The sequence below is a fragment of the Enterobacter sp. 120016 genome (assembly GCF_018383635.1).
Taxonomy (GTDB): domain Bacteria; phylum Pseudomonadota; class Gammaproteobacteria; order Enterobacterales; family Enterobacteriaceae; genus Enterobacter; species Enterobacter asburiae_D.
Map to the genome: position 1 here is coordinate 237,351 of NZ_JAHAWC010000006.1, position 22,427 is coordinate 259,777.

Annotated in this window: 23 protein-coding genes; 16 read left to right on the top strand and 7 right to left on the bottom strand. The window is 55.6% G+C overall.

The genetic code is table 11. The features are described 5' to 3' along the window. The first annotated feature begins 54 nt into the window (after positions 1-54). From KIF87_RS11700 to KIF87_RS11735, 8 genes are all read left to right on the top strand, one after another. Positions 55-633, top strand: coding sequence for a lipoprotein (locus tag KIF87_RS11700; RefSeq protein WP_023310568.1), 579 nt, complete (start codon positions 55-57; stop codon positions 631-633). A gap of 46 nt (positions 634-679) precedes the next feature. After that, the gene (ampG, locus tag KIF87_RS11705) at positions 680-2,155 is read left to right on the top strand and encodes a muropeptide MFS transporter AmpG (RefSeq protein WP_159513561.1); all 1,476 of its coding nucleotides are present in this window, start codon (positions 680-682) and stop codon (positions 2,153-2,155) included. Between the two features lie 478 nt (positions 2,156-2,633). Further along, on the top strand, positions 2,634-3,581 hold the full coding sequence (gene cyoA / locus KIF87_RS11710) for a cytochrome o ubiquinol oxidase subunit II (RefSeq protein ID WP_063144773.1): 948 nt from the start codon (positions 2,634-2,636) through the stop codon (positions 3,579-3,581). A gap of 16 nt (positions 3,582-3,597) precedes the next feature. Then, positions 3,598-5,589 carry a cytochrome o ubiquinol oxidase subunit I gene (cyoB, locus tag KIF87_RS11715; RefSeq protein ID WP_063144774.1) on the top strand — a complete coding sequence of 664 codons (1,992 nt, stop codon included), beginning with the start codon at positions 3,598-3,600 and terminating at the stop codon, positions 5,587-5,589. Then, the gene (locus KIF87_RS11720) at positions 5,579-6,193 is read left to right on the top strand and encodes a cytochrome o ubiquinol oxidase subunit III (protein ID WP_023334703.1); all 615 of its coding nucleotides are present in this window, start codon (positions 5,579-5,581) and stop codon (positions 6,191-6,193) included. Before cyoB ends, KIF87_RS11720 begins: the two co-directional genes overlap by 11 nt. Further along, the gene (locus KIF87_RS11725; protein WP_006176899.1) at positions 6,193-6,519 is read left to right on the top strand and encodes a cytochrome o ubiquinol oxidase subunit IV; all 327 of its coding nucleotides are present in this window, start codon (positions 6,193-6,195) and stop codon (positions 6,517-6,519) included. The genes KIF87_RS11720 and KIF87_RS11725 overlap by 1 nt, the downstream gene beginning before the upstream one ends. 11 nt (positions 6,520-6,530) lie before the next feature. After that, complete coding sequence (gene cyoE, locus KIF87_RS11730; protein WP_013095848.1) at positions 6,531-7,418, top strand: heme o synthase; 888 nt, start codon at positions 6,531-6,533, stop codon at positions 7,416-7,418. 149 nt (positions 7,419-7,567) lie between these two features. After that, positions 7,568-8,929: an MFS transporter gene (locus tag KIF87_RS11735; protein ID WP_213328822.1), complete on the top strand. Its 1,362-nt coding sequence runs from the start codon at positions 7,568-7,570 to the stop codon at positions 8,927-8,929. Positions 8,930-8,961: 32 nt separating this feature from the next. Here the strand turns inward: KIF87_RS11735 and KIF87_RS11740 are convergent, their stop codons facing one another. Further along, positions 8,962-9,453: a YajQ family cyclic di-GMP-binding protein gene (locus KIF87_RS11740; RefSeq protein WP_063144776.1), complete on the bottom strand. Its 492-nt coding sequence runs from the start codon at positions 9,451-9,453 to the stop codon at positions 8,962-8,964. Between the two features lie 121 nt (positions 9,454-9,574). Between KIF87_RS11740 and panE the strand changes: the two genes are divergently transcribed. Both panE and yajL read left to right on the top strand, forming a co-directional pair. Continuing rightward, positions 9,575-10,486, top strand: a complete 912-nt coding sequence (gene panE, locus KIF87_RS11745) for a 2-dehydropantoate 2-reductase (protein WP_213328823.1) — start codon at positions 9,575-9,577, stop codon at positions 10,484-10,486. Further along, a complete protein-coding gene (gene yajL, locus KIF87_RS11750) occupies positions 10,449-11,039 on the top strand; it encodes a protein deglycase YajL (protein WP_116341621.1) in 591 nt (196 codons plus the stop codon). Before panE ends, yajL begins: the two co-directional genes overlap by 38 nt. Positions 11,040-11,106: 67 nt before the next feature. Here the strand turns inward: yajL and thiI are convergent, their stop codons facing one another. Then, positions 11,107-12,555, bottom strand: a complete 1,449-nt coding sequence (gene thiI, locus KIF87_RS11755) for a tRNA uracil 4-sulfurtransferase ThiI (protein WP_032642000.1) — start codon at positions 12,553-12,555, stop codon at positions 11,107-11,109. A gap of 190 nt (positions 12,556-12,745) precedes the next feature. Between thiI and xseB the strand changes: the two genes are divergently transcribed. From xseB to KIF87_RS11775, 4 genes are all read left to right on the top strand, one after another. After that, positions 12,746-12,988 (top strand): exodeoxyribonuclease VII small subunit, encoded by a 243-nt coding sequence (gene xseB / locus KIF87_RS11760; protein WP_045328337.1) that lies wholly within the window; start codon positions 12,746-12,748, stop codon positions 12,986-12,988. Beyond that, complete coding sequence (gene ispA / locus KIF87_RS11765; RefSeq protein WP_048978946.1) at positions 12,989-13,888, top strand: (2E,6E)-farnesyl diphosphate synthase; 900 nt, start codon at positions 12,989-12,991, stop codon at positions 13,886-13,888. A gap of 24 nt (positions 13,889-13,912) precedes the next feature. Continuing rightward, positions 13,913-15,775, top strand: coding sequence for a 1-deoxy-D-xylulose-5-phosphate synthase (gene dxs, locus KIF87_RS11770; RefSeq protein ID WP_213328824.1), 1,863 nt, complete (start codon positions 13,913-13,915; stop codon positions 15,773-15,775). A 64-nt stretch (positions 15,776-15,839) separates the two neighbouring features. Beyond that, complete coding sequence (locus tag KIF87_RS11775; RefSeq protein WP_213328825.1) at positions 15,840-16,814, top strand: aldo/keto reductase; 975 nt, start codon at positions 15,840-15,842, stop codon at positions 16,812-16,814. A gap of 61 nt (positions 16,815-16,875) precedes the next feature. On the opposite strand, the gene thiL is transcribed toward KIF87_RS11775, so the two are convergent. From thiL to nrdR, 5 genes are all read right to left on the bottom strand, one after another. Then, positions 16,876-17,847, bottom strand: a complete 972-nt coding sequence (gene thiL, locus KIF87_RS11780) for a thiamine-phosphate kinase (protein ID WP_213328826.1) — start codon at positions 17,845-17,847, stop codon at positions 16,876-16,878. Positions 17,848-17,924: 77 nt separating this feature from the next. Next, positions 17,925-18,344: a transcription antitermination factor NusB gene (gene nusB / locus KIF87_RS11785; protein ID WP_006809908.1), complete on the bottom strand. Its 420-nt coding sequence runs from the start codon at positions 18,342-18,344 to the stop codon at positions 17,925-17,927. Positions 18,345-18,365: 21 nt separating this feature from the next. Continuing rightward, on the bottom strand, positions 18,366-18,836 hold the full coding sequence (gene ribH / locus KIF87_RS11790; protein ID WP_006176874.1) for a 6,7-dimethyl-8-ribityllumazine synthase: 471 nt from the start codon (positions 18,834-18,836) through the stop codon (positions 18,366-18,368). 87 nt (positions 18,837-18,923) lie between these two features. After that, on the bottom strand, positions 18,924-20,027 hold the full coding sequence (ribD, locus tag KIF87_RS11795) for a bifunctional diaminohydroxyphosphoribosylaminopyrimidine deaminase/5-amino-6-(5-phosphoribosylamino)uracil reductase RibD (protein WP_213328827.1): 1,104 nt from the start codon (positions 20,025-20,027) through the stop codon (positions 18,924-18,926). 4 nt (positions 20,028-20,031) lie between these two features. Further along, positions 20,032-20,481: a transcriptional regulator NrdR gene (nrdR, locus tag KIF87_RS11800; RefSeq protein ID WP_008503337.1), complete on the bottom strand. Its 450-nt coding sequence runs from the start codon at positions 20,479-20,481 to the stop codon at positions 20,032-20,034. 152 nt (positions 20,482-20,633) lie between these two features. Between nrdR and KIF87_RS11805 the strand changes: the two genes are divergently transcribed. Next, complete coding sequence (locus tag KIF87_RS11805; RefSeq protein WP_213328828.1) at positions 20,634-21,173, top strand: SadB/YajI family lipoprotein; 540 nt, start codon at positions 20,634-20,636, stop codon at positions 21,171-21,173. A 267-nt stretch (positions 21,174-21,440) separates the two neighbouring features. Then, on the top strand, positions 21,441-22,304 hold the full coding sequence (locus KIF87_RS11810; RefSeq protein WP_024906806.1) for a nucleoside-specific channel-forming protein Tsx: 864 nt from the start codon (positions 21,441-21,443) through the stop codon (positions 22,302-22,304). Positions 22,305-22,427 lie beyond the last annotated feature (123 nt).

Consider the following 22,427-nt stretch of genomic DNA (forward strand, 5'->3'; position numbering starts at 1 on the left):
ATGATGGCGGCAATTTTTCTCTTTATATGCTTACGATTCGTTGAGAACCCGAAAATGTTAAAAAAACTCTTCTTTCCGTTGGTAGCCCTTTTTATGCTGGCAGGCTGCGCTACTCCGCCTACCACTATTGATGTCTCACCAAAAATCACCCTGCCTCAGCAGGACCCAAGCCTGATGGGCGTCACCGTGAGCATTAACGGTGCCGATCAGCGTCAGGACCAGGCGCTGGCAAAAGTGACCCGCGACAACCAGCAGGTTACCCTCACCGCATCCCGCGACCTGCGCTTCCTGCTCCAGGAAGTGCTGGAGAAACAGATGACCGCTCGCGGCTACATGATTGGCCCAAGCGGCGCGGTCGATCTGCAGATCATCGTGAACAACCTGTACGCTGACGTGTCTCAGGGCAACGTGCGCTACAACATCGCGACCAAAGCGGATATCGCCATCATTGCTACCGCGAAGAATGGCAACAAGATGACCAAAAACTACCGCGCCAGCTACTCTGTTGAAGGTGCGTTCCAGGCCTCTAACCAGAACATTGCTAACGCCGTTAATAGCGTGCTGACCGACACCATCGCCGATATGGCGCAGGACACCAGCATTCACGACTTCATCAAGCAGAACGCGCGTTAATCCCGCTCGCTGACCCGGTGTAACACCGGGTCAGTTTTATAAGAACATGTCCAGCCATTACTTACGCATTTTCCAGCAACCGAAATCAGCTATCCTGCTGATCCTCGGCTTCGCCTCGGGTTTACCCCTCGCACTCACTTCCGGCACGCTTCAGGCATGGATGACGGTTGAGAACATCGATCTTAAAACGATTGGTTTCTTCTCGCTTGTGGGCCAGGCCTATGTCTTTAAGTTCCTGTGGTCTCCGGTCATGGATCGCTATACGCCGCCTTTCCTCGGGCGTCGACGCGGCTGGTTAGTGATGACGCAGATCCTGCTGCTGCTGGCCATTGCGGCGATGGGTTTTCTTGAACCCACCACGCAGCTTCGCTGGATGGCGGCGCTTGCGGTAGTGATTGCCTTCTGCTCCGCCTCTCAGGATATCGTGTTCGATGCCTGGAAGACGGACGTGTTACCTGCGGAAGAGCGCGGCGCCGGTGCGGCAATCAGCGTGCTGGGCTATCGCCTCGGGATGCTGGTCTCCGGCGGGCTGGCGCTGTGGCTCGCCGACCGTTACCTCGGCTGGCAGGGCATGTACTGGCTGATGGCCGCCCTGCTGATCCCCTGCATTATCGCGACGCTGTTCGCGCCCGAACCGAGTGACGTCATCCCGGTTCCCCGCTCGCTGGAGCAGGCCGTCGCCGAACCGCTTCGCGACTTCTTTGGCCGCAACAACGCCTGGCTGATCCTGTTGCTTATCGTCCTTTATAAGCTGGGCGATGCCTTTGCCATGAGCCTGACCACCACCTTCCTGATCCGGGGCGTCGGTTTTGACGCCGGTGAAGTCGGCGTGGTGAATAAAACGCTGGGGCTGTTTGCGACCATCGTCGGCGCGCTTTATGGCGGCGTACTGATGCAGCGCCTGACGCTGTTTCGCGCGCTGCTGATTTTTGGCATCCTTCAGGGTGCCTCTAACGCAGGCTACTGGCTGCTGTCGATTACCGACAAACATACGATCAGCATGGCCGCGGCGGTGTTCTTCGAAAACCTCTGCGGCGGTATGGGCACAGCGGCGTTTGTCGCCCTACTGATGACCCTGTGCAACAAGTCGTTTTCCGCTACCCAGTTCGCGCTGCTCTCGGCGCTCTCCGCCGTTGGCCGGGTGTACGTTGGCCCGATTGCCGGCTGGTTCGTGGAAGCCCACGGCTGGCCAACATTTTATCTCTTCTCGGTCGTGGCTGCCGTGCCGGGAATTTTATTGCTGCTGGTCTGCCGTCAGACGCTGGAATATACCCAGCGGACAGAACACTTTATGCCGCGCACCGAATATCACCGCGCCTACCGATTTGCGTTACGTCTGTTAATGGTGGGCTGCGCGGCTCTCGCACTCTGGCTGGTGGTGCTCATTATTAATGCCAGCACGTCACTGGCACTCCCCTTCGAAGCCCTTCTGCTGGACGCAGGCGCCCTGCTGGCTATCGCCGGGATCCTGACCGGGGGTCTGCTCGATTTCATGGCGTTGCGTAAAACGCAGATGACCTGAAGAAAAATGCGAAAGGTTATTTCCCGTTGTAATCACTAAGCGAAATTATAACGGCGAAATAGCCACCAGCCGCTAAAAAAAATATTTGTTGTTTTGTGCGGGATAGGATTTGGAAATTATTGGCTCCCATTCCAAAACGCTATTTTTCATTAAACGATTCAGCATGCGAGAGTTTGATTTTTCGTTTTTTAGATGTCTTTTTATTGATAATTAATTGTTAATTTTTTGTTTATTTTCAACAATGGTTATACCAATTGTCCCTTTTAGGGTATGCTTGGGGGTCCTTTCGTTATAAAGCCCACGCCATGCGGCTTCGCTCATAAAAACCGACATAATTTGCAACACTTGTGACACGTGCGGCAGAACCCGGTAACACCTTCCTGACACAGGCCTAATGATGTTTACAGTAATGTAACCTTCCCGTAAAATGCCCGCACACTTTAAACGCCACCAGACTCCGTGGAATTGAGGTCGTTAAATGAGACTCGGGAAATACAATAAAAGTTTGGGATGGTTGTCATTATTCGCGGGCACTGTATTACTCAGTGGCTGCGATTCTGCACTACTAGACCCCAAAGGACAGATTGGACTGGAACAACGTTCACTGATATTGACGGCTTTTGGCCTGATGTTGATTGTGGTTATTCCTGCCATTTTGATGGCTGTTGGTTTCGCCTGGAAGTATCGTGCGAGCAATAAAGATGCGAAGTATAGCCCTAACTGGTCACACTCCAATAAAGTGGAAGCTGTGGTCTGGACGGTACCTATTCTGATCATCCTGTTCCTTGCCGTACTGACCTGGAAAACCACTCACGCACTTGAGCCAAGCAAACCGCTGGTTCACGATGAGAAACCTATTACCATTGAAGTGGTCTCCATGGACTGGAAATGGTTCTTCATCTATCCAGAGCAGGGTATTGCTACCGTGAATGAAATCGCCTTCCCGGCGAACACTCCGGTTCAGTTCAAAGTGACCTCCAACTCCGTAATGAACTCCTTCTTCATCCCACGTCTGGGTAGCCAGATTTACGCGATGGCCGGTATGCAGACTAACCTGCACCTGATCGCGAATGAAGCAGGCACCTATGATGGTATCTCCGCCAGCTATAGCGGCCCGGGCTTCTCAGGTATGAAGTTCAAAGCTATTGCGACGCCGGACCGTGCCGCTTTCGACCAATGGGTTGAAAAGGCGAAGCAGTCTCCAAACACCATGTCTGACATGGCGGCGTTCGATAAAGTGGCTGCACCTAGCGAATACAACAAGGTGGAGTACTTCTCTAACGTGAAACCCGATTTGTTCAAAGAGGTTGTTGGCAAATTTATGGATCACGGTAAGAGCATGGACATGACCCAGCCTGAAGGCGAGCACAGCGCGCATGAAGGTATGGAAGGCATGGACATGAGCCACGCGGAAACCGCTCACTAAGGGGCCGAGGAAGAAAATGTTCGGAAAATTGACACTGGATGCAGTGCCGTATCACGAACCGATTATCGTGATTACGGTGGCTGCAATTATCATTGGTGGCGCGGCCTTACTGGCCCTGATCACTTACTTCGGTAAGTGGAGCTACCTGTGGAACGAGTGGCTGACTTCGGTTGACCACAAAAAACTCGGTATCATGTACTGCATCGTCGGTATCGTCATGTTAATTCGTGGCTTTGCGGATGCGATCATGATGCGTAGCCAGCAGGCTCTCGCTTCTGCGGGTGAGGCTGGCTTCCTGCCGCCGCACCACTACGATCAGATCTTTACCGCCCACGGCGTTATCATGATCTTCTTCGTGGCGATGCCGCTGGTTATCGGTCTGATGAACGTTGTCGTTCCGCTGCAAATCGGCGCGCGCGACGTGGCGTTCCCGTTCCTGAACAACCTGAGCTTCTGGTTCACGGTTGTCGGCGTTATCCTGGTTAACCTGTCACTGGGTGTGGGCGAATTCGCGCAGACCGGCTGGCTGGCTTACCCGCCGCTGTCAGGAATTGAGTACAGTCCGGGCGTTGGCGTCGACTACTGGATTTGGGCGCTTCAGCTCTCCGGTGTCGGTACTACCCTGACCGGTATCAACTTCTTCGTGACCATTATCAAGATGCGTGCCCCTGGCATGACCATGTTCAAGATGCCGGTATTTACCTGGGCATCTCTGTGCGCCAACATCCTGATTATTGCCTCCTTCCCAATTCTGACCGTCACCGTCGCGCTGCTGACCCTGGACCGCTACCTGGGCACCCATTTCTTCACGAATGATATGGGTGGCAACATGATGATGTACATCAACCTGATTTGGGCCTGGGGTCACCCGGAAGTGTACATTCTGGTTCTGCCTGTGTTCGGTGTGTTCTCCGAAATCGCGGCTACCTTCTCGCGTAAACGTCTGTTTGGTTACACCTCTCTGGTGTGGGCAACCGTGTGTATTACCGTTCTGTCGTTCATCGTTTGGCTGCACCACTTCTTCACCATGGGTGCGGGTGCAAACGTAAACGCCTTCTTCGGTATCACCACTATGATTATCGCCATCCCTACCGGGGTGAAGATCTTCAACTGGCTGTTCACCATGTATCAGGGCCGTATCGTGTTCCACTCAGCGATGCTGTGGACCATCGGCTTCATCGTGACCTTCTCCGTAGGTGGGATGACCGGCGTACTGCTGGCGGTACCAGGTGCTGACTTCGTTCTGCACAACAGTCTGTTCCTGATTGCGCACTTCCATAACGTTATCATCGGTGGCGTGGTCTTCGGCTGCTTCGCTGGCGTAACCTACTGGTGGCCAAAAGCGTTCGGCTTCACGCTGAACGAAAAATGGGGTAAACGCGCGTTCTGGTTCTGGATCATCGGCTTCTTCGTCGCATTTATGCCGCTGTACGTGCTGGGCTTCATGGGTATGACCCGTCGTCTGAGCCAGCAGATCGATCCGCAGTTCCACCCAATGCTGATGGTTGCAGCGGGCGGCGCCGTGCTGATTGCCTGTGGTATCGCGTCTCAGCTGATTCAGTTCTACGTGTCTATTCGCGACCGCGACCAGAACCGTGACCTGACCGGTGACCCATGGGGTGGCCGTACGCTGGAGTGGGCAACCTCTTCTCCACCTCCTTTCTATAACTTTGCCATCGTGCCGCAGGTTCATGAACGCGACGCATTCTGGGAAATGAAAGAGAAAGGTGAAGCGTACAAGCAACCTGCTCATTACGAAGAGATCCACATGCCGAAAAACAGCGGTGCGGGCATTGTTATTGCCGCCTTCGCAACGGTATTTGGTTTCGCAATGATCTGGCACATCTGGTGGATGGCGATTGTTGGCTTCGCCGGCATCGTAATCAGCTGGATTGTGAAGAGCTTTGACGAGGACGTGGACTACTACGTACCAGTCCGTGAAGTTGAGAAGCTGGAAAATCAGCATTTCGACGAGATTTCTAAAGCGGGGCTGAAAAATGGCAACTGATACTCTGGCGCACTCAACTGCCCACGCGCATGAACATGCGCACCACGATACAGGACCGACCAAAGTCTTCGGTTTCTGGATCTACCTGATGAGCGACTGCATTCTGTTCTGCTGTCTGTTCGCGACCTATGCCGTTCTGGTGAACGGCACGGCGGGCGGCCCGGCTGGCAAGGACATCTTTGAACTGCCGTTCGTTCTGGTTGAAACCGCACTGCTGTTATTCAGCTCCATCACCTACGGCATGGCGGCTATCGCCATGTACAAAAACAACAAGAGCCAGGTTGTTTCCTGGCTGGCGTTGACCTGGCTGTTTGGTGCTGGATTTATCGGGATGGAAATCTATGAATTCCATCACCTGATTCTGGAAGGTTTCGGTCCGGATCGCAGTGGCTTCCTGTCCGCGTTCTTCGCGCTGGTCGGTACCCACGGTCTGCACGTTACCTCTGGTCTGATCTGGATGGCGGTACTGATGTTCCAGGTATCCCGTCGCGGCCTGACCAGTACTAACCGTACCCGTATCATGTGCCTGAGCCTGTTCTGGCACTTCCTGGACGTGGTGTGGATCTGTGTGTTCTCTGTTGTATATCTGATGGGGGCGATGTAATGAGTCATTCAAACGATCATGGCGCTTCCCACGGTAGCGTAAAAACCTACATGACAGGTTTCATCCTGTCGATCATCCTGACGGTGATCCCGTTCTGGATGGTGATGAGCGGTTCTGCGTCTAAACCGGTTATTCTGGGTGCAATCCTGGTGACCGCGGTGATTCAGATTCTGGTGCATCTGGTTTGCTTCCTGCACATGAACACCAAGTCCGATGAAGGCTGGAATATGACCGCCTTTATCTTTACCGTGATTATCATCGCTATCCTGGTAGTCGGTTCCATCTGGATTATGTGGAACCTCAACTACAACATGATGGTTCACTAAGAGCGGCGAGTATGTTTAAGCAATACCTGCAAGTAACGAAACCAGGCATCATCTTTGGCAACCTGATCTCCGTGATCGGAGGGTTCCTGCTGGCCTCTAAGGGCAGCATCGATTACACCCTCTTTATCTACACGCTGGTCGGTGTGTCACTGGTTGTTGCGTCCGGTTGTGTATTTAACAACTACATCGACATGGATATCGACAAGAAGATGGAAAGGACCAAAAATCGGGTGCTGGTGAAAGGCCTGATCGCCCCTTCCGTCTCGCTGGTGTACGCCACCTTGCTGGGTATTGCTGGCTTTATGCTGCTGTGGTTTGGTGCTAACCCGCTGGCCTGCTGGCTGGGGGTGATGGGGTTCGTGGTGTATGTGGGCGTCTACAGCCTGTATATGAAACGCCACTCCGTCTACGGCACGCTGATTGGTTCTCTCTCCGGCGCTGCGCCGCCGGTGATTGGCTACTGCGCGGTCACGAACGAGTTCGACAGCGGTGCGCTGATCCTGCTGGCTATCTTTAGCCTGTGGCAGATGCCGCACTCCTATGCCATCGCGATTTTCCGCTTTAAGGATTATCAGGCAGCGAACATCCCGGTTCTGCCGGTCGTGAAAGGCATTTCGGTTGCCAAGAACCACATCACGCTGTACATCATCGCCTTTGCTGTAGCAACGCTGATGCTCTCTCTGGGTGGTTACGCCGGATACAAATATCTGGCGGTAGCCGCTGCGGTGAGCGTCTGGTGGCTCGGTATGGCGCTGCGCGGTTACAAAGTGGAAGATGACAAAGTCTGGGCGCGCAAACTGTTTGTGTTCTCGATTGTGGCCATCACCTCGCTGTCCGTGATGATGTCCGTGGACTTCATGGTGCCAGATTCACACAACCTGCTGACTTACGTCTGGTAAGCCAAAACAGGTGAATAAAGGGGTGCTTCGGCACCCTTTTTTATTCACTGAATTTATTAATAATGCATGTAATATTTGTTAAATAACCCTTTATTTACCCCGCCCCTTCCCCGCACTACACTATGGCCTGCTTTTGAACTGAGGTGGTAATGAACGATTATAAAATGACGCCAGGCGAGCTACGCGCGACCTGGGGCTTAGGGACTGTCTTCTCGCTACGGATGCTTGGCATGTTTATGGTCCTGCCTGTTCTGACCACGTACGGTATGGCGCTGCAGGGGGCCAGCGAGGCGCTGATTGGGCTCGCGATCGGCATCTACGGCCTGGCGCAGGCGGTATTCCAGATCCCGTTTGGCCTGCTCTCTGACCGGGTAGGTCGAAAGCCGCTGATCGTCGGCGGGCTGCTGGTCTTTGTGCTCGGAAGCATTATCGCCGCCCTCTCCCACTCCATCTGGGGGATTATTCTCGGCCGCGCCCTGCAGGGCTCCGGCGCGATTGCCGCCGCGGTGATGGCGCTGCTGTCAGACTTAACCCGCGAGCAAAACCGCACCAAAGCGATGGCGTTCATCGGCGTGAGCTTTGGCGTGACGTTTGCGATTGCGATGGTGCTGGGCCCCATCATTACCCACACGTTGGGTCTGCACGCCCTGTTCTGGATGATTGCCGTGCTGGCGACCATCGGTATTGCCTTAACCCTGTGGGTCGTGCCGGACAGCAAAAACCACGTTCTGAACCGTGAATCGGGGATGGTAAAAGGCTGCTTCAGCAAAGTGATTGTCGAGCCGCGCCTGCTGAAGCTGAATTTTGGCATTATGTGCCTGCACATCCTGCTGATGTCGACCTTTGTCGCCCTGCCCGGCCAGCTTGCCGCGGCGGGTTTCCCGGCGGCTGAGCACTGGAAAATCTATCTGGTCACGATGCTGATTTCGTTTGTCTCCGTCGTGCCGTTCATCATCTACGCCGAAGTGAAGCGCAAAATGAAGCGCGTCTTCGTGGGCTGCGTGGCGTTGCTGCTGATTGCCGAAATTGTGCTCTGGGGTGCCGGTCCGCACTTCTGGGAGCTGATTGCCGGCGTACAGCTGTTCTTCCTGGCCTTTAACCTGATGGAAGCGCTGCTCCCGTCGCTGATCAGCAAAGAGTCCCCCGCCGGGTATAAAGGTACGGCGATGGGTATCTACTCCACCAGCCAGTTTCTCGGCGTGGCGATCGGCGGCTCGCTCGGCGGCTGGGTGGACGGCCTGTTTGATTCACAAACCGTGTTTCTCGCCGGTGCGCTATTGGCGACAGTCTGGCTGCTGGTCGCCAGCACCATGAAAGAGCCGCGCTACGTGAGCAGCCTGCGCGTAGAAATTCCGGATGATGTGGAGATTAGCGATGCGCTGAAACAGCGTCTGGAAGCCAAAGAGGGCGTGACGGATGTGCTCATCGTCCCGGAAGAGCGCAGCGCTTACGTCAAAATAGACAGTAAAATGACCAACCGCTTCGAAGTCGAGCAGGCGCTCAAAGCGTAAAAAAAAGCCCGGTTATACCGGGCTTTTTTATATTAATCGCGGAAGTTTTTAAACTGGAACGGCTGTCCCAGATCGCCGCCGCGGATCAGCGCCATCACGCCCTGCAGGTCGTCACGGGATTTACCCGTCACGCGAATCTCTTCGCCCTGGATCTGCGCCTGCACCTTCAGCTTGCTGTCTTTAATGAGCTTAACGATCTTCTTCTGCACCGCGCTCTCAATGCCCTGCTTAAGCTTGGCTTCAACAAACCAGTTCTTACCGCTGTGCACAAACTCTTCCGGCACGTCCAGAGACGTCCCTTCAATGCCGCGCTTTAACAGCTTGGCGCGCAGAATGTCGAGCAGCTGATTCACCTGGAAATCAGACTCGCTCAGCACCTTAATGGTCTTATTTGCGTCGTTCAGCTCAAACGACGCCTCAACGCCACGAAAATCGAAACGTGACTCAACTTCGCGGGTTGCGTTCTCAACGCCGTTGCGAACTTCCTGGATATCAACTTCGGAAACAATATCGAAAGATGGCATCTTTTCTTCTCCCTTCACTTTTGTTGCGTTGCATAATACCCGCTACGAGGCATAACTCAACAGAAGCTTAGCTGTATAATTAAGCTGTAACACCTGGCGCAGTTGCAGGTGAGGAGGAACAATGAAAATTACGGTGCTCGGATGCGGAGCGCTTGGTCAGCTGTGGCTGACCGCGCTGTGCAAGCACGGACATGAGGTTCAGGGCTGGCTGCGCGTGCCCCAGCCCTATTGCAGTGTAAACCTGATTGGTGAAGACGGAAGCATCTTTAACGAATCCCTCACCGCGAACGATCCTGACTTCCTGGCGCAAAGCGACCTTTTACTGGTGACGCTCAAAGCGTGGCAGGTCTCAGACGCGGTAAAAACGCTGGCCGCGCAGCTCCCCCCCACTTCGCCCATACTGCTGCTGCATAACGGCATGGGGACCCTTGATGAGCTGAAAAGCGTCCCGCAGCCCCTGCTGATGGCGACAACCACGCACGCTGCACGTCGCGACGGCAACATCATCGTGCATGTCGCCAGCGGCGTAACGCATATCGGCCCGGCCAGAACGCAGGATGGCGACTATAGCTATCTGGCCGATGTGCTTCAAAAGGTGCTGCCGGACGTGGCCTGGCACAACAACATTCGCCCTCAACTGTGGCGTAAGCTTGCGGTGAACTGCGTGATCAATCCGCTGACGGCGCTGTGGGACTGCCCGAACGGGGAGCTGAAAAATCATCCGCAGGACGTTGCGATTTTGTGCGCGGAAGTCGCGGCGGTCGTTGAGCGGGAAGGCCTGCATACCTCGGCAGACGATTTGCACTGCTACGTCGAGCAGGTCATTGAGAGCACGGCAGAAAACATCTCCTCGATGCTGCAGGATGTTCGGGCATTACGCCACACGGAGATCGACTACATCACTGGCTATCTGCTAAAACGCGCCCGCGCGCACGGCATCGCCGTGCCGGAAAACGCCCGTCTGTATGACCTGGTTAAACGTAAGGAGAGTGAATATGAGCGCGTCAGCCCTGATCTGCCTCGCCCCTGGTAGCGAAGAGATGGAAGCGGTCACCACCATTGATTTGATGGTGCGCGGCGGCATTAAGGTTACCACCGCCAGCGTCGCCAGCGACGGCAGTCTGGCAATCACCTGCTCGCGCGGGGTGAAAATCCTCGCGGATGCCCCCCTTGTTCAGGTGGCTGATGGAGATTACGACATCATCGTGCTGCCCGGCGGCTTGAAAGGCGCGGAATGTTTTCGCGACAGCCCGCTGCTGGTCGAGACCGTGCGTCAGTTTCATTTATCCGGCCGCATCGTCGCGGCAATCTGTGCCGCCGCCGGAACGGTTCTGATTCCGCACGATATCTTCCCCATCGGCAACATGACCGGCTTCCCGGGGCTTAAGGATACGATCCCGGAAGAGCATTGGGTGGATAAACGCGTCGTCTGGGACCCGCGCGTCAACCTGCTGACCAGCCAGGGGCCCGGCACCGCGATCGATTTTGGCTTAAAGATTATTGACCTGCTGGTCGGGCGCGAGAAGGCGTACGAAGTGGCATCGTCGCTGGTGATGCCGGCGGGGATTTATAATTATTACGAATAGGTGTTCTCCCTCTCCCTGTGGGAGAGGGCCGGGGTGAGGGCATCAGGCCGCACTCCCCGGCTAGAAACTACGGGCGATACACCTTCACATTCGCAAAGCCCTGCTCGCGCAGATACAGCGCCTGCAGGCGGCTCATCACCCCGCGCTCGCACCACAGCAGATAGGTTTTGCTCTTGTCGAGATCGCCAAATTTCGTGCTCAGCTTGTAGAACGGCAGAGAAACCACCTCAACGCCTTCGACGTTCAGCGGGCTGGCATCCTGCTCATCAATCGAACGAATATCCACAATCACATCGCTGGCACCAAAACCGCTGACGGTTTCAACTTCAACGACTTCCTGCTCGGTCTGCTGGGCAATCTCACGGATATCAATGTTGGAGGCTTCCTCCACCACTTTGTCCAGAATGGCAAAATCGAAGTTCTCTTCTTCCGCTTCGATCTTCGCCTTCACCGCTTTCACCGTTGGGCTTTTTGAGATCACGCCGCAGTATTCCGGCATGGTGCGGGCAAAATCTTCGGTGCCGATTTCACGCGCCAGATCGATGATGTGCTCTTTGTCGTGGGAGATCAGCGGACGCAGGATCAGCGTATCAGACACGTTGTCGATCAGACGCAGGTTGGTCAGCGTCTGGCTGGAGACCTGGCCCAGCGCTTCGCCGGTGACCAGCGCCTGCACGCCGTAGCGTTCCGCCACTTTGGACGCCGCGCGCACCATCATGCGCTTCAGCACCACGCCCATCTGGCCGTCGTCTACTTTCTCAAGGATTTCGCCGACCACAGGTTCGAAGTTGATCGCCACAAAACGCACGCGGTGGGAGCTGCCGAAGCGGTTCCACAGGTAATGCGCCACCTGACGAACGCCGATTTCATGCGCCGCGCCGCCCAGGTTGAAGAAGCAGTAGTGCACACGGCAGCCGCGGCGCATCAGCATATAGCTGGAGACGCCGGAGTCGAAGCCTCCGGAGATCAGGGACAATACGTCTTCCTGGGTACCAATAGGGAAGCCGCCGATACCTTCATAGCGACCTTTCACCAGCAGCAGGCGATCGTTTTCGATCTCCAGATTGACGGTCACGTCCGGGTTGGTCAGACGTACGCGCGCCGTTTCAACGTGCTGGTTCAAACCGCCTCCAACGTAACGTTCCACTTCAATGGAGCTGAACTCGTGCTTGCCGCGACGCTTCACGCGCACGCAGAAGGTTTTGCCTTCGATCTGATCGCGGTACTGGACCAGCGCTTTCTCGAAGATGTCGTGCATATCGCTGAACGGAACATCTTCCACTTCCAGGATATGGTGGATCCCCGGTATACGGGTCAGCGCGTCGCGAATATCCTGACGTTTGTTTTCGTCTTTCGCACGGACCTCAACGTGGTCCCAGTGGCGCACCACGGCGAGGGTTTCGTCGTAGTGCTTTAATACGTTACGAATGTTCCCGGTGAGAATTTTAATAAAGCGCAAACGCACAGATTGGCTTTTGATGGTGATTTCAGGGAACAATTTAATGATAAACTTCATGGCGGCAATGTTTCTTAGGCAAGCGTATTAAGGCTTGTAATGGAAAGAGTACAGCAGCCCACACCCGTGGCTGCATCCAGGCGCGCAAGTATACCACCATCGCGCCGCTCCTGTGCACATTGCGCGTTATTTGATAATTGCCCTGAGTCCGTTACCATGTCGGGGCTGAGAATATAAGAGTCAATTCACTATGCCGAAGAAGAACGACGCACCGGCCAGTTTCGAAACTGCGCTGAATGAACTGGAGCAAATCGTTACCCGTCTTGAGAGCGGCGATCTCCCGCTGGAAGAGGCGCTCAACGAATTCGAGCGTGGCGTGCAGCTGGCGCGCCAGGGGCAGGTCAAACTGCAGCAGGCCGAGCAGCGCGTGCAGATCCTGCTTTCCGACAGCGAAGACGCGAAAACCACGCCTTTTACACCGGACGCCGAGTAAATGGATTTTTCCAACGAGCTTCAGGCGCGTGTCGTACGCGCCAACGACGCCCTGCGCCGTTTTATTGCGCCACAACCTTTTCAGAACACTCCACTGGTTGAAGCCATGCACTATGGCGCACTCTTGGGTGGAAAGCGCCTGCGCCCGTTCCTGGTGTACGCCACGGGCAATATGTTTGGTATCAGCGATAACACGCTGGACGCCCCGGCAGCCGCCGTGGAGTGCATCCATGCCTACTCGCTGATCCACGACGATCTCCCTGCCATGGACGACGACGATTTGCGTCGGGGTCAACCCACCTGCCATATCAAGTTTGGCGAGGCGAATGCCATTCTGGCGGGTGATGCCCTGCAAACGCTGGCGTTCTCGATTCTGAGCGACGCGCCGATGGCGGAGGTGGCCGACCGCGACCGCCTGGCGATGATCTCCGAGCTGGCCATGGCCAGCGGCGTGGCCGGCATGTGCGGCGGACAGGCGCTGGATCTTGAAGCGGAAGGACGTCAGGTTAATCTGGAACAGCTGGAGCGTATTCACCGCCATAAAACCGGGGCGTTGATTCGTTCAGCGGTTCGCCTGGGCGCGCTGAGCGCGGGTGAACAAGGGCGCAAAGCCCTGCCGATTCTGGACAGATACGCAGAAAGTATCGGTCTTGCGTTCCAGGTTCAGGATGACATTCTGGATGTGGTGGGCGATACTGCAACATTGGGTAAACGTCAGGGTGCGGACCAGCAGCTTGGCAAAAGTACCTACCCCGCCCTGCTGGGCCTTGAGCAAGCCCAACGTAAAGCCCGGGATCTGATTGACGATGCCCGCCAGTCGCTAAATGAACTGGCCGCGCAATCGCTGGATACCTCGGCACTGGAAGCGCTAGCGGACTATATAATCCAGCGTGATAAATAAACTATATATCTCGATGAGCCTTTGATGAGTTTTGATATTGCCAAATACCCGACACTGGCGTTAGTTGACTCCACCCAGGAGTTACGTCTGCTGCCGAAAGAGAGCCTGCCGAAGCTGTGCGACGAGCTGCGTCGCTACCTGCTCGACAGCGTTAGCCGCTCCAGCGGCCATTTCGCCTCCGGGCTTGGCACGGTTGAGCTGACCGTGGCGCTGCATTACGTCTATAACACGCCGTTCGATCAGCTCATCTGGGACGTGGGCCACCAGGCTTATCCGCACAAAATTCTGACCGGACGTCGCGATAAAATTGGCACCATTCGCCAGAAAGGCGGCCTGCACCCGTTCCCGTGGCGCGGTGAGAGCGAGTACGACGTGCTGAGCGTCGGCCACTCCTCTACCTCCATTTCAGCGGGCATCGGTATTGCCGTTGCCGCCGAAAAAGAGAACAAGCAGCGCCGCACCGTCTGCGTGATTGGCGACGGTGCCATCACCGCAGGGATGGCCTTCGAAGCCATGAACCACGCGGGCGATATCAAGCCGGACATGCTGGTTATCCTTAACGATAACGAAATGTCGATCTCCGAGAACGTCGGCGCGCTGAACAACCATCTGGCCCAGCTGCTCTCCGGCAAGCTTTACTCCTCACTGCGTGAAGGCGGCAAGAAAGTCTTCTCCGGCGTACCGCCGATTAAAGAGCTGCTCAAGCGTACCGAAGAACACATCAAAGGCATGGTCGTGCCGGGCACCCTGTTTGAAGAGCTGGGCTTTAACTATATTGGCCCGGTTGACGGCCATGACGTGCTGGGTCTGGTGACCACGCTCAAGAACATGCGCGACCTGAAAGGCCCGCAGTTCCTGCACATCATGACCAAAAAAGGGCGTGGCTACGAACCGGCGGAAAAAGATCCGATCACCTTCCACGCGGTACCGAAATTTGACCCGTCCAGCGGCTGTCTGCCAAAAAGCAGCGGCGGCATGCCGAGCTATTCAAAAATCTTCGGCGACTGGCTGTGCGAAACCGCAGCGAAAGACAACAAGCTGATGGCGGTGACGCCTGCCATGCGTGAAGGCTCCGGCATGGTGGATTTCTCCAGAAAATACCCTGACCAGTATTTTGACGTTGCCATTGCCGAGCAGCATGCGGTGACGTTTGCAGCGGGCCTGGCAATTGGCGGCTACAAGCCGGTTGTCGCTATCTATTCCACCTTCCTGCAGCGCGCCTACGATCAGGTGATCCACGACGTGGCGATTCAGAAGCTGCCTGTACTGTTTGCTATCGATCGTGCAGGCATCGTCGGTGCCGACGGCCAGACGCACCAGGGCGCGTTTGACCTGTCGTTCCTGCGCTGTATTCCGGATATGGTTGTCATGACGCCAAGCGACGAGAACGAATGTCGTCAGATGCTGTTTACCGGCTACCACTATCAGGATGGCCCAAGCGCCGTTCGCTACCCGCGCGGCAATGCGGTAGGCGTTGAGCTCCAGCCGCTGGAAAAACTGCCGATCGGTAAAGGTCTGGTGAAGCGTCGCGGTGAAAAAGTGGCGATCCTCAACTTCGGCACGCTGATGCCAGAGGCGGCGAAAGCGGCTGAAGCGCTGAATGCCACCCTGGTGGACATGCGCTTTGTGAAGCCGCTCGACGACGCTCTGATCCTGAGTATGGCTGAGACGCATGACGTGCTGGTCACGCTGGAAGAAAACGCCATCATGGGCGGCGCGGGCAGCGGCGTGAACGAGGTACTGATGGCAAATCGTAAAGCCGTGCCGGTGCTGAACCTCGGCCTGCCGGATCATTTCATTCCTCAGGGTACCCAGGATGAAGCCCGTGCGGCTATTGGCCTGGACGCCGCCGGTATCGAAGCCAAAATCCGCGCCTGGCTGGACTGACCCCTTCCCCCCTTTCCGCTCCTGCTATGCTTAAACCTGGTGTTTAAACAGCAGGAGCGGAACCGTGCAATACACAACATTAGGAAAAACGGACCTTAAGGTTTCCCGACTTTGTCTGGGATGCATGACCTTTGGCGAGCCCGACCGGGGTAATCACGCCTGGACGCTGCCGGAAGAGAGCAGTCGTCCAATCATCAAACGCGCCATCGAGGGCGGCATTAACTTCTTTGACACCGCCAACAGCTACTCCGACGGCAGCAGCGAAGAGATTGTCGGCCGCGCCCTGCGCGATTTTGCCCGTCGTGATGACATCGTCGTCGCCACCAAGGTCTACTATCCGGTGGGCGACCTGGCTGAGGGCCTTTCGCGCGCGCAGATCATGCGCTCCATTGATGACAGCCTCAGACGCCTGAACATGGATTACGTCGACCTGCTGCAGATTCACCGCTGGGATTACAACACGCCAGTCGAGGAGACGCTTGAAGCGCTGAACGACGTGGTCAAAGCCGGTAAAGCACGCTACATCGGCGCGTCGTCTATGCACGCGTCGCAGTTTGCCCAGGCGCTGGATCTCCAGGCGCAGCACGGCTGGGCGCGCTTTGTCACCATGCAGGATCACTACAATCTGATCTATCGTGAAGAAGAGCGCGAGATGCTGCCGCTGTGCCATCAGGAGGGTGTGGCGGTGATCCCGTGGAGCCCGCTGGCGCGCGGCCGCCTGACCCGCCCGTGGGGGGAAACCACGGCTCGCCTGGTATCGGATGAAGTGGGAAAAAATCTTTATTCCGGTACAGAAGCCAGCGATGCGTTGATTGCCGAACGCTTAGCCGGAATTGCCGACGATACCGGTGCCACCCGCGCCCAGGTAGCGCTGGCGTGGCTGCTGGGCAAGCGCGGGGTCGCGTCGCCGATTATTGGAACGTCGCGGGAAGAACAGCTGGATGAGCTGCTGAATGCGGTAGATATCACGCTGACGCCGGAGCAGGTTGCCGAGCTGGAGACGCCGTATCAGCAGCATCCGGTAGTGGGGTTCAAGTAAGCCCTACCCACGTAGGCCGGGTAAGGCGAAGCCGCCACCCGGCAATACAGAGCGCACAAACTCACGCGAAGTGATCGTACCCTTTCCAGTCCAGCGTAACGGGCACACCGTCTTTCACAAACTTCAGCCCTTCGCTCTCCGGCATAATCTGACCGATGCAGGTAAATTTCGCGCCGAGATGCGCTAACGCCACGTCTAGCGTTCCACGGTTGAGCTCAGGCACCGTGAAGCACAGTTCGTAGTCTTCACCGCCGGAGAGCGCCCAACGCAGGGCCTGCTCAGGTTCAACATGGCGAAGCAGCTGCTCAGACAGCGGGAAGAGATCCAGGTCAACGCGCGCACCCACGCCGCTGGCCTTCAGGATATGGCCGAGATCGGAGATGAGACCGTCAGAGAGATCGATAGCCGAGCTTGCCCGCTCGCGCAGCGCCTGGCCGTGCAAAATACGCGGCGTTGGCCTCAGGTGGCGTTTCACCAGATACGCCGCATCGTCAGCATCTTCAACCGTTAAACGGTCCTGAAGGATCGCCAGCCCAGCCGCGCTGTCGCCCGGCGTACCGGTCACGTAGATCCAGTCGCCGGGTTTTGCGCCTGAGCGCTTCAGCGCGCGGCCAAGCGGCACGTAGCCGTGGATCGCCAGCGTCATCGACAGCGGCCCGGCAGTAGTATCACCGCCAATCAGCTGCATATCGTAATAATTCAGCTGTTCAAACAGCGCGTCGCTAAAGGCTTCCAGCCAGGCTTCGTCCACCTCTGGCAGAGTCAGGGCCAGCGTCAGCCACGCGGGATCGGCACCCATCGCCGCCAGATCGCTGACGTTAACCGCCAGCGCTTTATACGCCAGATCGGCAGGATCGATATCCGGTAAGAAATGACGTCCGCACACCAGGGTGTCGGTGCTGATTGCCAGCGTCTGTTTTTCGGGAATATTGAGAAGTGCACAGTCATCGCCAATGCCGGTTTCAACATCAAGACGAGAGGTTCTGACACGGTCGAAATAACGGGCAATCAGGGAGAATTCGCCGCATGCCATACGTTATGCCTCAGCAAATAAAAGAAAAAACCGGAGCCGCACTGCCCGTCAGGCAATGCAGGACTCCGGTTTGCGGATCACTTTTTGTGGGGACGGATCGCAGGTGCTGCTTTATCAAGTACGCCGTTTACAAACTTGTGGCTATCTTCAGCGCCGAAGGTTTTCGCCAGTTCGATCGCTTCGTTGATGGCCACTTTGTACGGCACATCATCACGTTTAGACAGCTCAAACAGCGCGATACGCAACACTGCTTTTTCTACCTGGCCCAGCTCTTCGAGCAGACGGGACAGGTAAGGCTTCATCAGACCATCGAGATACGCGCTATTAGTCGCCACTCCCGACAGCAGTTCACGGAAGTACAGAACGTCAACGTCTTTCACGTCCTGTTCTGACAGGAACTGGTATTCAACATCAGCGATGTCGTTCTGGGACAACTGCCAGGAGTAAAGTGCCTGGACGGCACATTCACGGGCGCGGCGACGAGCAGCAGGTTTCACGGAATTCCCCTTACAAAAAAATCAGGCCTTGATGGCTTTCAATACATTGATCATTTCAAGCGCGGTCAGTGCAGCTTCTGCACCTTTGTTACCGGCTTTGGTGCCAGCACGTTCGATGGCTTGTTCAATACTTTCGGTGGTCAGCACGCCGAACGCGACAGGAATTTCAGCATCCTGCGCAACGTGTGCCAGACCGTTGCTTGCACCGCCCGCAACGTATTCGAAGTGCGCAGTGCCGCCACGAATAACGGTACCCAGCGCAATCACCGCGTCGTATTTACCGGTTTTCGCCAGCGCGCCCGCCGCCAGTGGCAGTTCGTAAGCGCCTGGAACCCAAACAACGGTAATGTTGTCATCTTTAACCTGGCCGATGCGTTTCAGGGCGTCAATCGCACCTTCCAGCAGGCTGTCGTTGATGAAGTTGTTGAAACGCGCAATGGTGATGGCGACGCGAGCGTCCGGGGTAGCTACAGCAGCTTCAATAATGTTCATACTCTTCCTTTACGGGTTCATTTGGCCCCGCAGGGGGGCGGATTTTATCATAATACTTTGCGCACTGCTTCCCTATTTCAGGAGCAATTACGCTGTCGTTAAATGGAGGCAGACATCCGGACCTACCGGACGAATCTCGCTAAATTTGAGTTGCGGTGCGTCGGCCAGTTTTTCAAGGCCGGTCAGCACAAACAGGCCGCGCGCGTCGTGACCTAACAGTTTAGGCGCAACGTAAACAATCAGTTCATCCACCAGTCCGGCCTGTAAGAGCGCGCCGGCGAGCGTTGGCCCCGCTTCGACCCAGATGCTGTTCACCTGCTGCTTGCCGAGCAGCATCATCAGCACAACCAGATCCAGATGACCGTTATGCTCCGGCACCATCATGCTGCGCACGCCTTCCGGCCATTCGCGCGTATCTTCTTTAGTGCGGGCAATCCAGGTTTCACCGGGCTGCTGGACGATGCGGTGCTCCGGCGTCACCCGGTTGTGGCTATCAATGACAATACGCAGCGGCTGACGCAGGTTCTCCTGCGGGTAAAGCGCCTGGGTATCGGCATTCAGTTCGTCCCAGCGCACGGTCATGGCCGGATCGTCAGCCAGAACGGTTTCACTGCTGGTGAGGATAGCATGGCTTTGCGCGCGCAGACGTTGCACATCGCGCCTTGCCTGCGGCGAGGTTACCCACTGGCTTTCGCCGTTTGCCATCGCCGTACGACCGTCCAGCGAGGCACCCAGCTTGAGCTGAATATACGGGAACCCCGTGCGCATGCGCTTCAGAAAGCCTTTGTTGATCGCTTCCGCGTCCTGCATCATCAGCCCATGGCTGACGTCAATGCCTTCCTGCTGCAGGCGATACAGGCCGCGTCCCGCCACCTGCGGATTCGGGTCCTGCATCGATGCGACCACGCGTGAAACGCCTGCCGCGATCAGCGCTTCGCAGCACGGCGGCGTGCGCCCGTGATGGCTGCAGGGCTCCAGCGTGACGTAGGCTGTGGCACCGCGCGCCTTCTCACCGGCCATGCGCAGCGCATGAACCTCGGCATGCGGCTCGCCGGCACGATAGTGAAAGCCCTCCCCCACGATCTCGCCATCTTTAACGATAACGCACCCGACGTTCGGGTTGGGATGGGTAGTAAAACGACCGCGCTGCGCCAGCTTCATGGCTCGCGCCATGTAAATCTCATCCTGCATGAGCTTAATCCTGTAAGCGGGCGATCTCTTCGCCAAACTCTTTGATGTCTTCGAAGCTGCGGTAGACCGAGGCGAAGCGGATATAGGCGACCTTATCGAGCTTTTTCAGCTGCTCCATCACCAGGTTGCCGATCATTTTGCTCGGCACTTCACGCTCGCCCAAACCACGAAGGTAAGATTTTATGTGGTTTAACGCCATCTCAACGTCGTCCGCGCTGACGGGACGTTTCTCGAGGGCCTTCAGCATCCCGCTGCGCAGTTTCTCTTCGTTAAACGGCTCGCGCACGTCGTTACTTTTTACCACGCGCGGCATTACCAGCTCTGCAACCTCAAAGGTCGTGAAACGCTCGTTGCACACCAGACACTGCCGACGACGGCGTACGGATGACCCTTCGCCCACAAGACGAGAGTCGATGACTTTGGTATCCACAGCGGAGCAGAATGGGCAATGCATACGGTATCCCTGTTATCCGGTTAACTGATTTTCATTTTACCCTGATCTGGCCTGACAACAAAGGAAGAGCTTTTTGAGACAAAGGATCTATGTCTGACACGATGATGATGGCTACCATTAGGACGATCCGTTATTTCAAGGAAATAAACGCAATGACAAGACGTTACCTGAAAATTTTGCTGGTGGGGAGCCTCTTCACCCTTAGCGCCTGTGCACAGCAAACCGAAGTCCGCCAGATGAAACAGAGCGTGAATACGCTCAATACGGCGCTGGACAAACTGAATAAAGAAACGGTGAAGATCACCCAGCAAAACGCGCTGAATGCCAAATCCAGCAGCGGGGTTTATCTCCTGCCGGGAGCGAATACGCCCGCGCGGCTCAATAGCCAGATTGGCACGCTGAAAATGTCACTGGTGAACGTGGCGGCGAATGCAAATGGTACTCGCGCAACATTACGCATTCAGGGCGAGTCCAACGATCCGTTGCCAGCCTTCAGCGGCACCGTCGAATGGGGGCAGATCCAGGGCACCACTGAGAGCTACCAGGAGGTGAATATTAACAGTCAGCTGTTCACCGCACCGGCCAGCGTGCTGGCTCCAAGCGATGTTGACATTCCGCTGCAGCTTAACGGACTCACTCCGGATCAGTTAGGTTTCATCCGCATTCACGATATCCAGCCCGCCGCGCAGTAACCCCTCTTTTAGCGGAGTGCAATGTCACTCCGCTAACATTTACATTTCGTATGGATTGGCAACATAAATGATTGCCGCTACAATCCCGGCCGTTTAAAGTACGCAAACGTGAACGCAATCGATTACGCATGTGAGAGATATGTGAAACAACACATATTTTTGTGAGCAAGGATTCCTATAATAGGCTCCGCAGAAACACGAAATATTTTGATACGCAAATCGCGCATTTTTCACTCCCGGAAGGGAATTTCAATCAGTGGCATGATTATGAAAAAAACATTACTCGCAGCTGGCGCTGTACTGGCACTCTCCTCCTCTTTCACTGTTAACGCAGCGGAAAACGATAAACCACAATACCTCTCCGACTGGTGGCACCAGAGCGTTAACGTGGTTGGCAGCTACCATACGCGCTTTTCTCCGAAGCTGAACAACGACGTTTATCTGGAATACGAAGCGTTTGCTAAAAAAGACTGGTTTGATTTCTACGGCTACATCGATATTCCTAAGACCTTTGACTGGGGTAACGGTAACGATAAAGGTATCTGGTCCGACGGTTCCCCGCTGTTCATGGAAATCGAACCGCGTTTCTCTATCGATAAACTGACGGGCACTGACCTGAGCTTTGGTCCGTTCAAAGAGTGGTACTTCGCGAACAACTATATCTACGATATGGGTGATAACAAAGGCAGCCGTCAGAGCACCTGGTACATGGGTCTTGGTACAGACATCGATACAGGTCTGCCAATGGGCCTCTCGCTGAACGTGTATGCTAAATATCAGTGGCAGAACTATGGCGCTTCTAACGAAAACGAGTGGGATGGCTACCGTTTCAAAGTGAAATACTTTGTGCCAATCACTCAGGTTTGGGGTGGCCAACTGACCTATATCGGCTTCACCAACTTCGACTGGGGCTCAGATCTGGGTGATGACAAGAACCGTACCAGCAACTCTATCGCGTCCAGCCACGTTCTGGCTCTGAACTACGATCACTGGCACTACTCCGTAGTCGCGCGTTATTTCCATAATGGCGGCCAGTGGAAAGGTGGAGATACCGTGAACTGGGGTGAGGGTGACTTCACTTCTAAATCAACAGGTTGGGGTGGCTACCTGGTTGTAGGTTATAACTTCTAATCAGTGCGGATTTCGCCCGGTGGCGCTACGGTATGAACCGGAAACATGGGTAACACTTTAGACCGGATACATGGGTAACAGTTATAACTGGCATAGAAGAGGAGACTCGCTATGCCCTGGACT

Excerpts from the sequence above, each read along its gene's own strand:
- KIF87_RS11700 (WP_023310568.1), top strand. The coding sequence starts at position 55 with ATGTTAAAAAAACTCTTCTTTCCGTTGGTAGCCCTTTTTATGCTGGCA.
- ampG (WP_159513561.1), top strand. The coding sequence starts at position 680 with ATGTCCAGCCATTACTTACGCATTTTCCAGCAACCGAAATCAGCTATC.
- cyoA (WP_063144773.1), top strand. The coding sequence starts at position 2,634 with ATGAGACTCGGGAAATACAATAAAAGTTTGGGATGGTTGTCATTATTC.
- cyoB (WP_063144774.1), top strand. The coding sequence starts at position 3,598 with ATGTTCGGAAAATTGACACTGGATGCAGTGCCGTATCACGAACCGATT.
- KIF87_RS11720 (WP_023334703.1), top strand. The coding sequence starts at position 5,579 with ATGGCAACTGATACTCTGGCGCACTCAACTGCCCACGCGCATGAACAT.
- KIF87_RS11725 (WP_006176899.1), top strand. The coding sequence starts at position 6,193 with ATGAGTCATTCAAACGATCATGGCGCTTCCCACGGTAGCGTAAAAACC.
- cyoE (WP_013095848.1), top strand. The coding sequence starts at position 6,531 with ATGTTTAAGCAATACCTGCAAGTAACGAAACCAGGCATCATCTTTGGC.
- KIF87_RS11735 (WP_213328822.1), top strand. The coding sequence starts at position 7,568 with ATGAACGATTATAAAATGACGCCAGGCGAGCTACGCGCGACCTGGGGC.
- KIF87_RS11740 (WP_063144776.1), bottom strand. The coding sequence starts at position 9,453 with ATGCCATCTTTCGATATTGTTTCCGAAGTTGATATCCAGGAAGTTCGC.
- panE (WP_213328823.1), top strand. The coding sequence starts at position 9,575 with ATGAAAATTACGGTGCTCGGATGCGGAGCGCTTGGTCAGCTGTGGCTG.
- yajL (WP_116341621.1), top strand. The coding sequence starts at position 10,449 with ATGAGCGCGTCAGCCCTGATCTGCCTCGCCCCTGGTAGCGAAGAGATG.
- thiI (WP_032642000.1), bottom strand. The coding sequence starts at position 12,555 with ATGAAGTTTATCATTAAATTGTTCCCTGAAATCACCATCAAAAGCCAA.
- xseB (WP_045328337.1), top strand. The coding sequence starts at position 12,746 with ATGCCGAAGAAGAACGACGCACCGGCCAGTTTCGAAACTGCGCTGAAT.
- ispA (WP_048978946.1), top strand. The coding sequence starts at position 12,989 with ATGGATTTTTCCAACGAGCTTCAGGCGCGTGTCGTACGCGCCAACGAC.
- dxs (WP_213328824.1), top strand. The coding sequence starts at position 13,913 with ATGAGTTTTGATATTGCCAAATACCCGACACTGGCGTTAGTTGACTCC.
- thiL (WP_213328826.1), bottom strand. The coding sequence starts at position 17,847 with ATGGCATGCGGCGAATTCTCCCTGATTGCCCGTTATTTCGACCGTGTC.
- ribH (WP_006176874.1), bottom strand. The coding sequence starts at position 18,836 with ATGAACATTATTGAAGCTGCTGTAGCTACCCCGGACGCTCGCGTCGCC.
- ribD (WP_213328827.1), bottom strand. The coding sequence starts at position 20,027 with ATGCAGGATGAGATTTACATGGCGCGAGCCATGAAGCTGGCGCAGCGC.
- nrdR (WP_008503337.1), bottom strand. The coding sequence starts at position 20,481 with ATGCATTGCCCATTCTGCTCCGCTGTGGATACCAAAGTCATCGACTCT.
- KIF87_RS11805 (WP_213328828.1), top strand. The coding sequence starts at position 20,634 with ATGACAAGACGTTACCTGAAAATTTTGCTGGTGGGGAGCCTCTTCACC.
- KIF87_RS11810 (WP_024906806.1), top strand. The coding sequence starts at position 21,441 with ATGAAAAAAACATTACTCGCAGCTGGCGCTGTACTGGCACTCTCCTCC.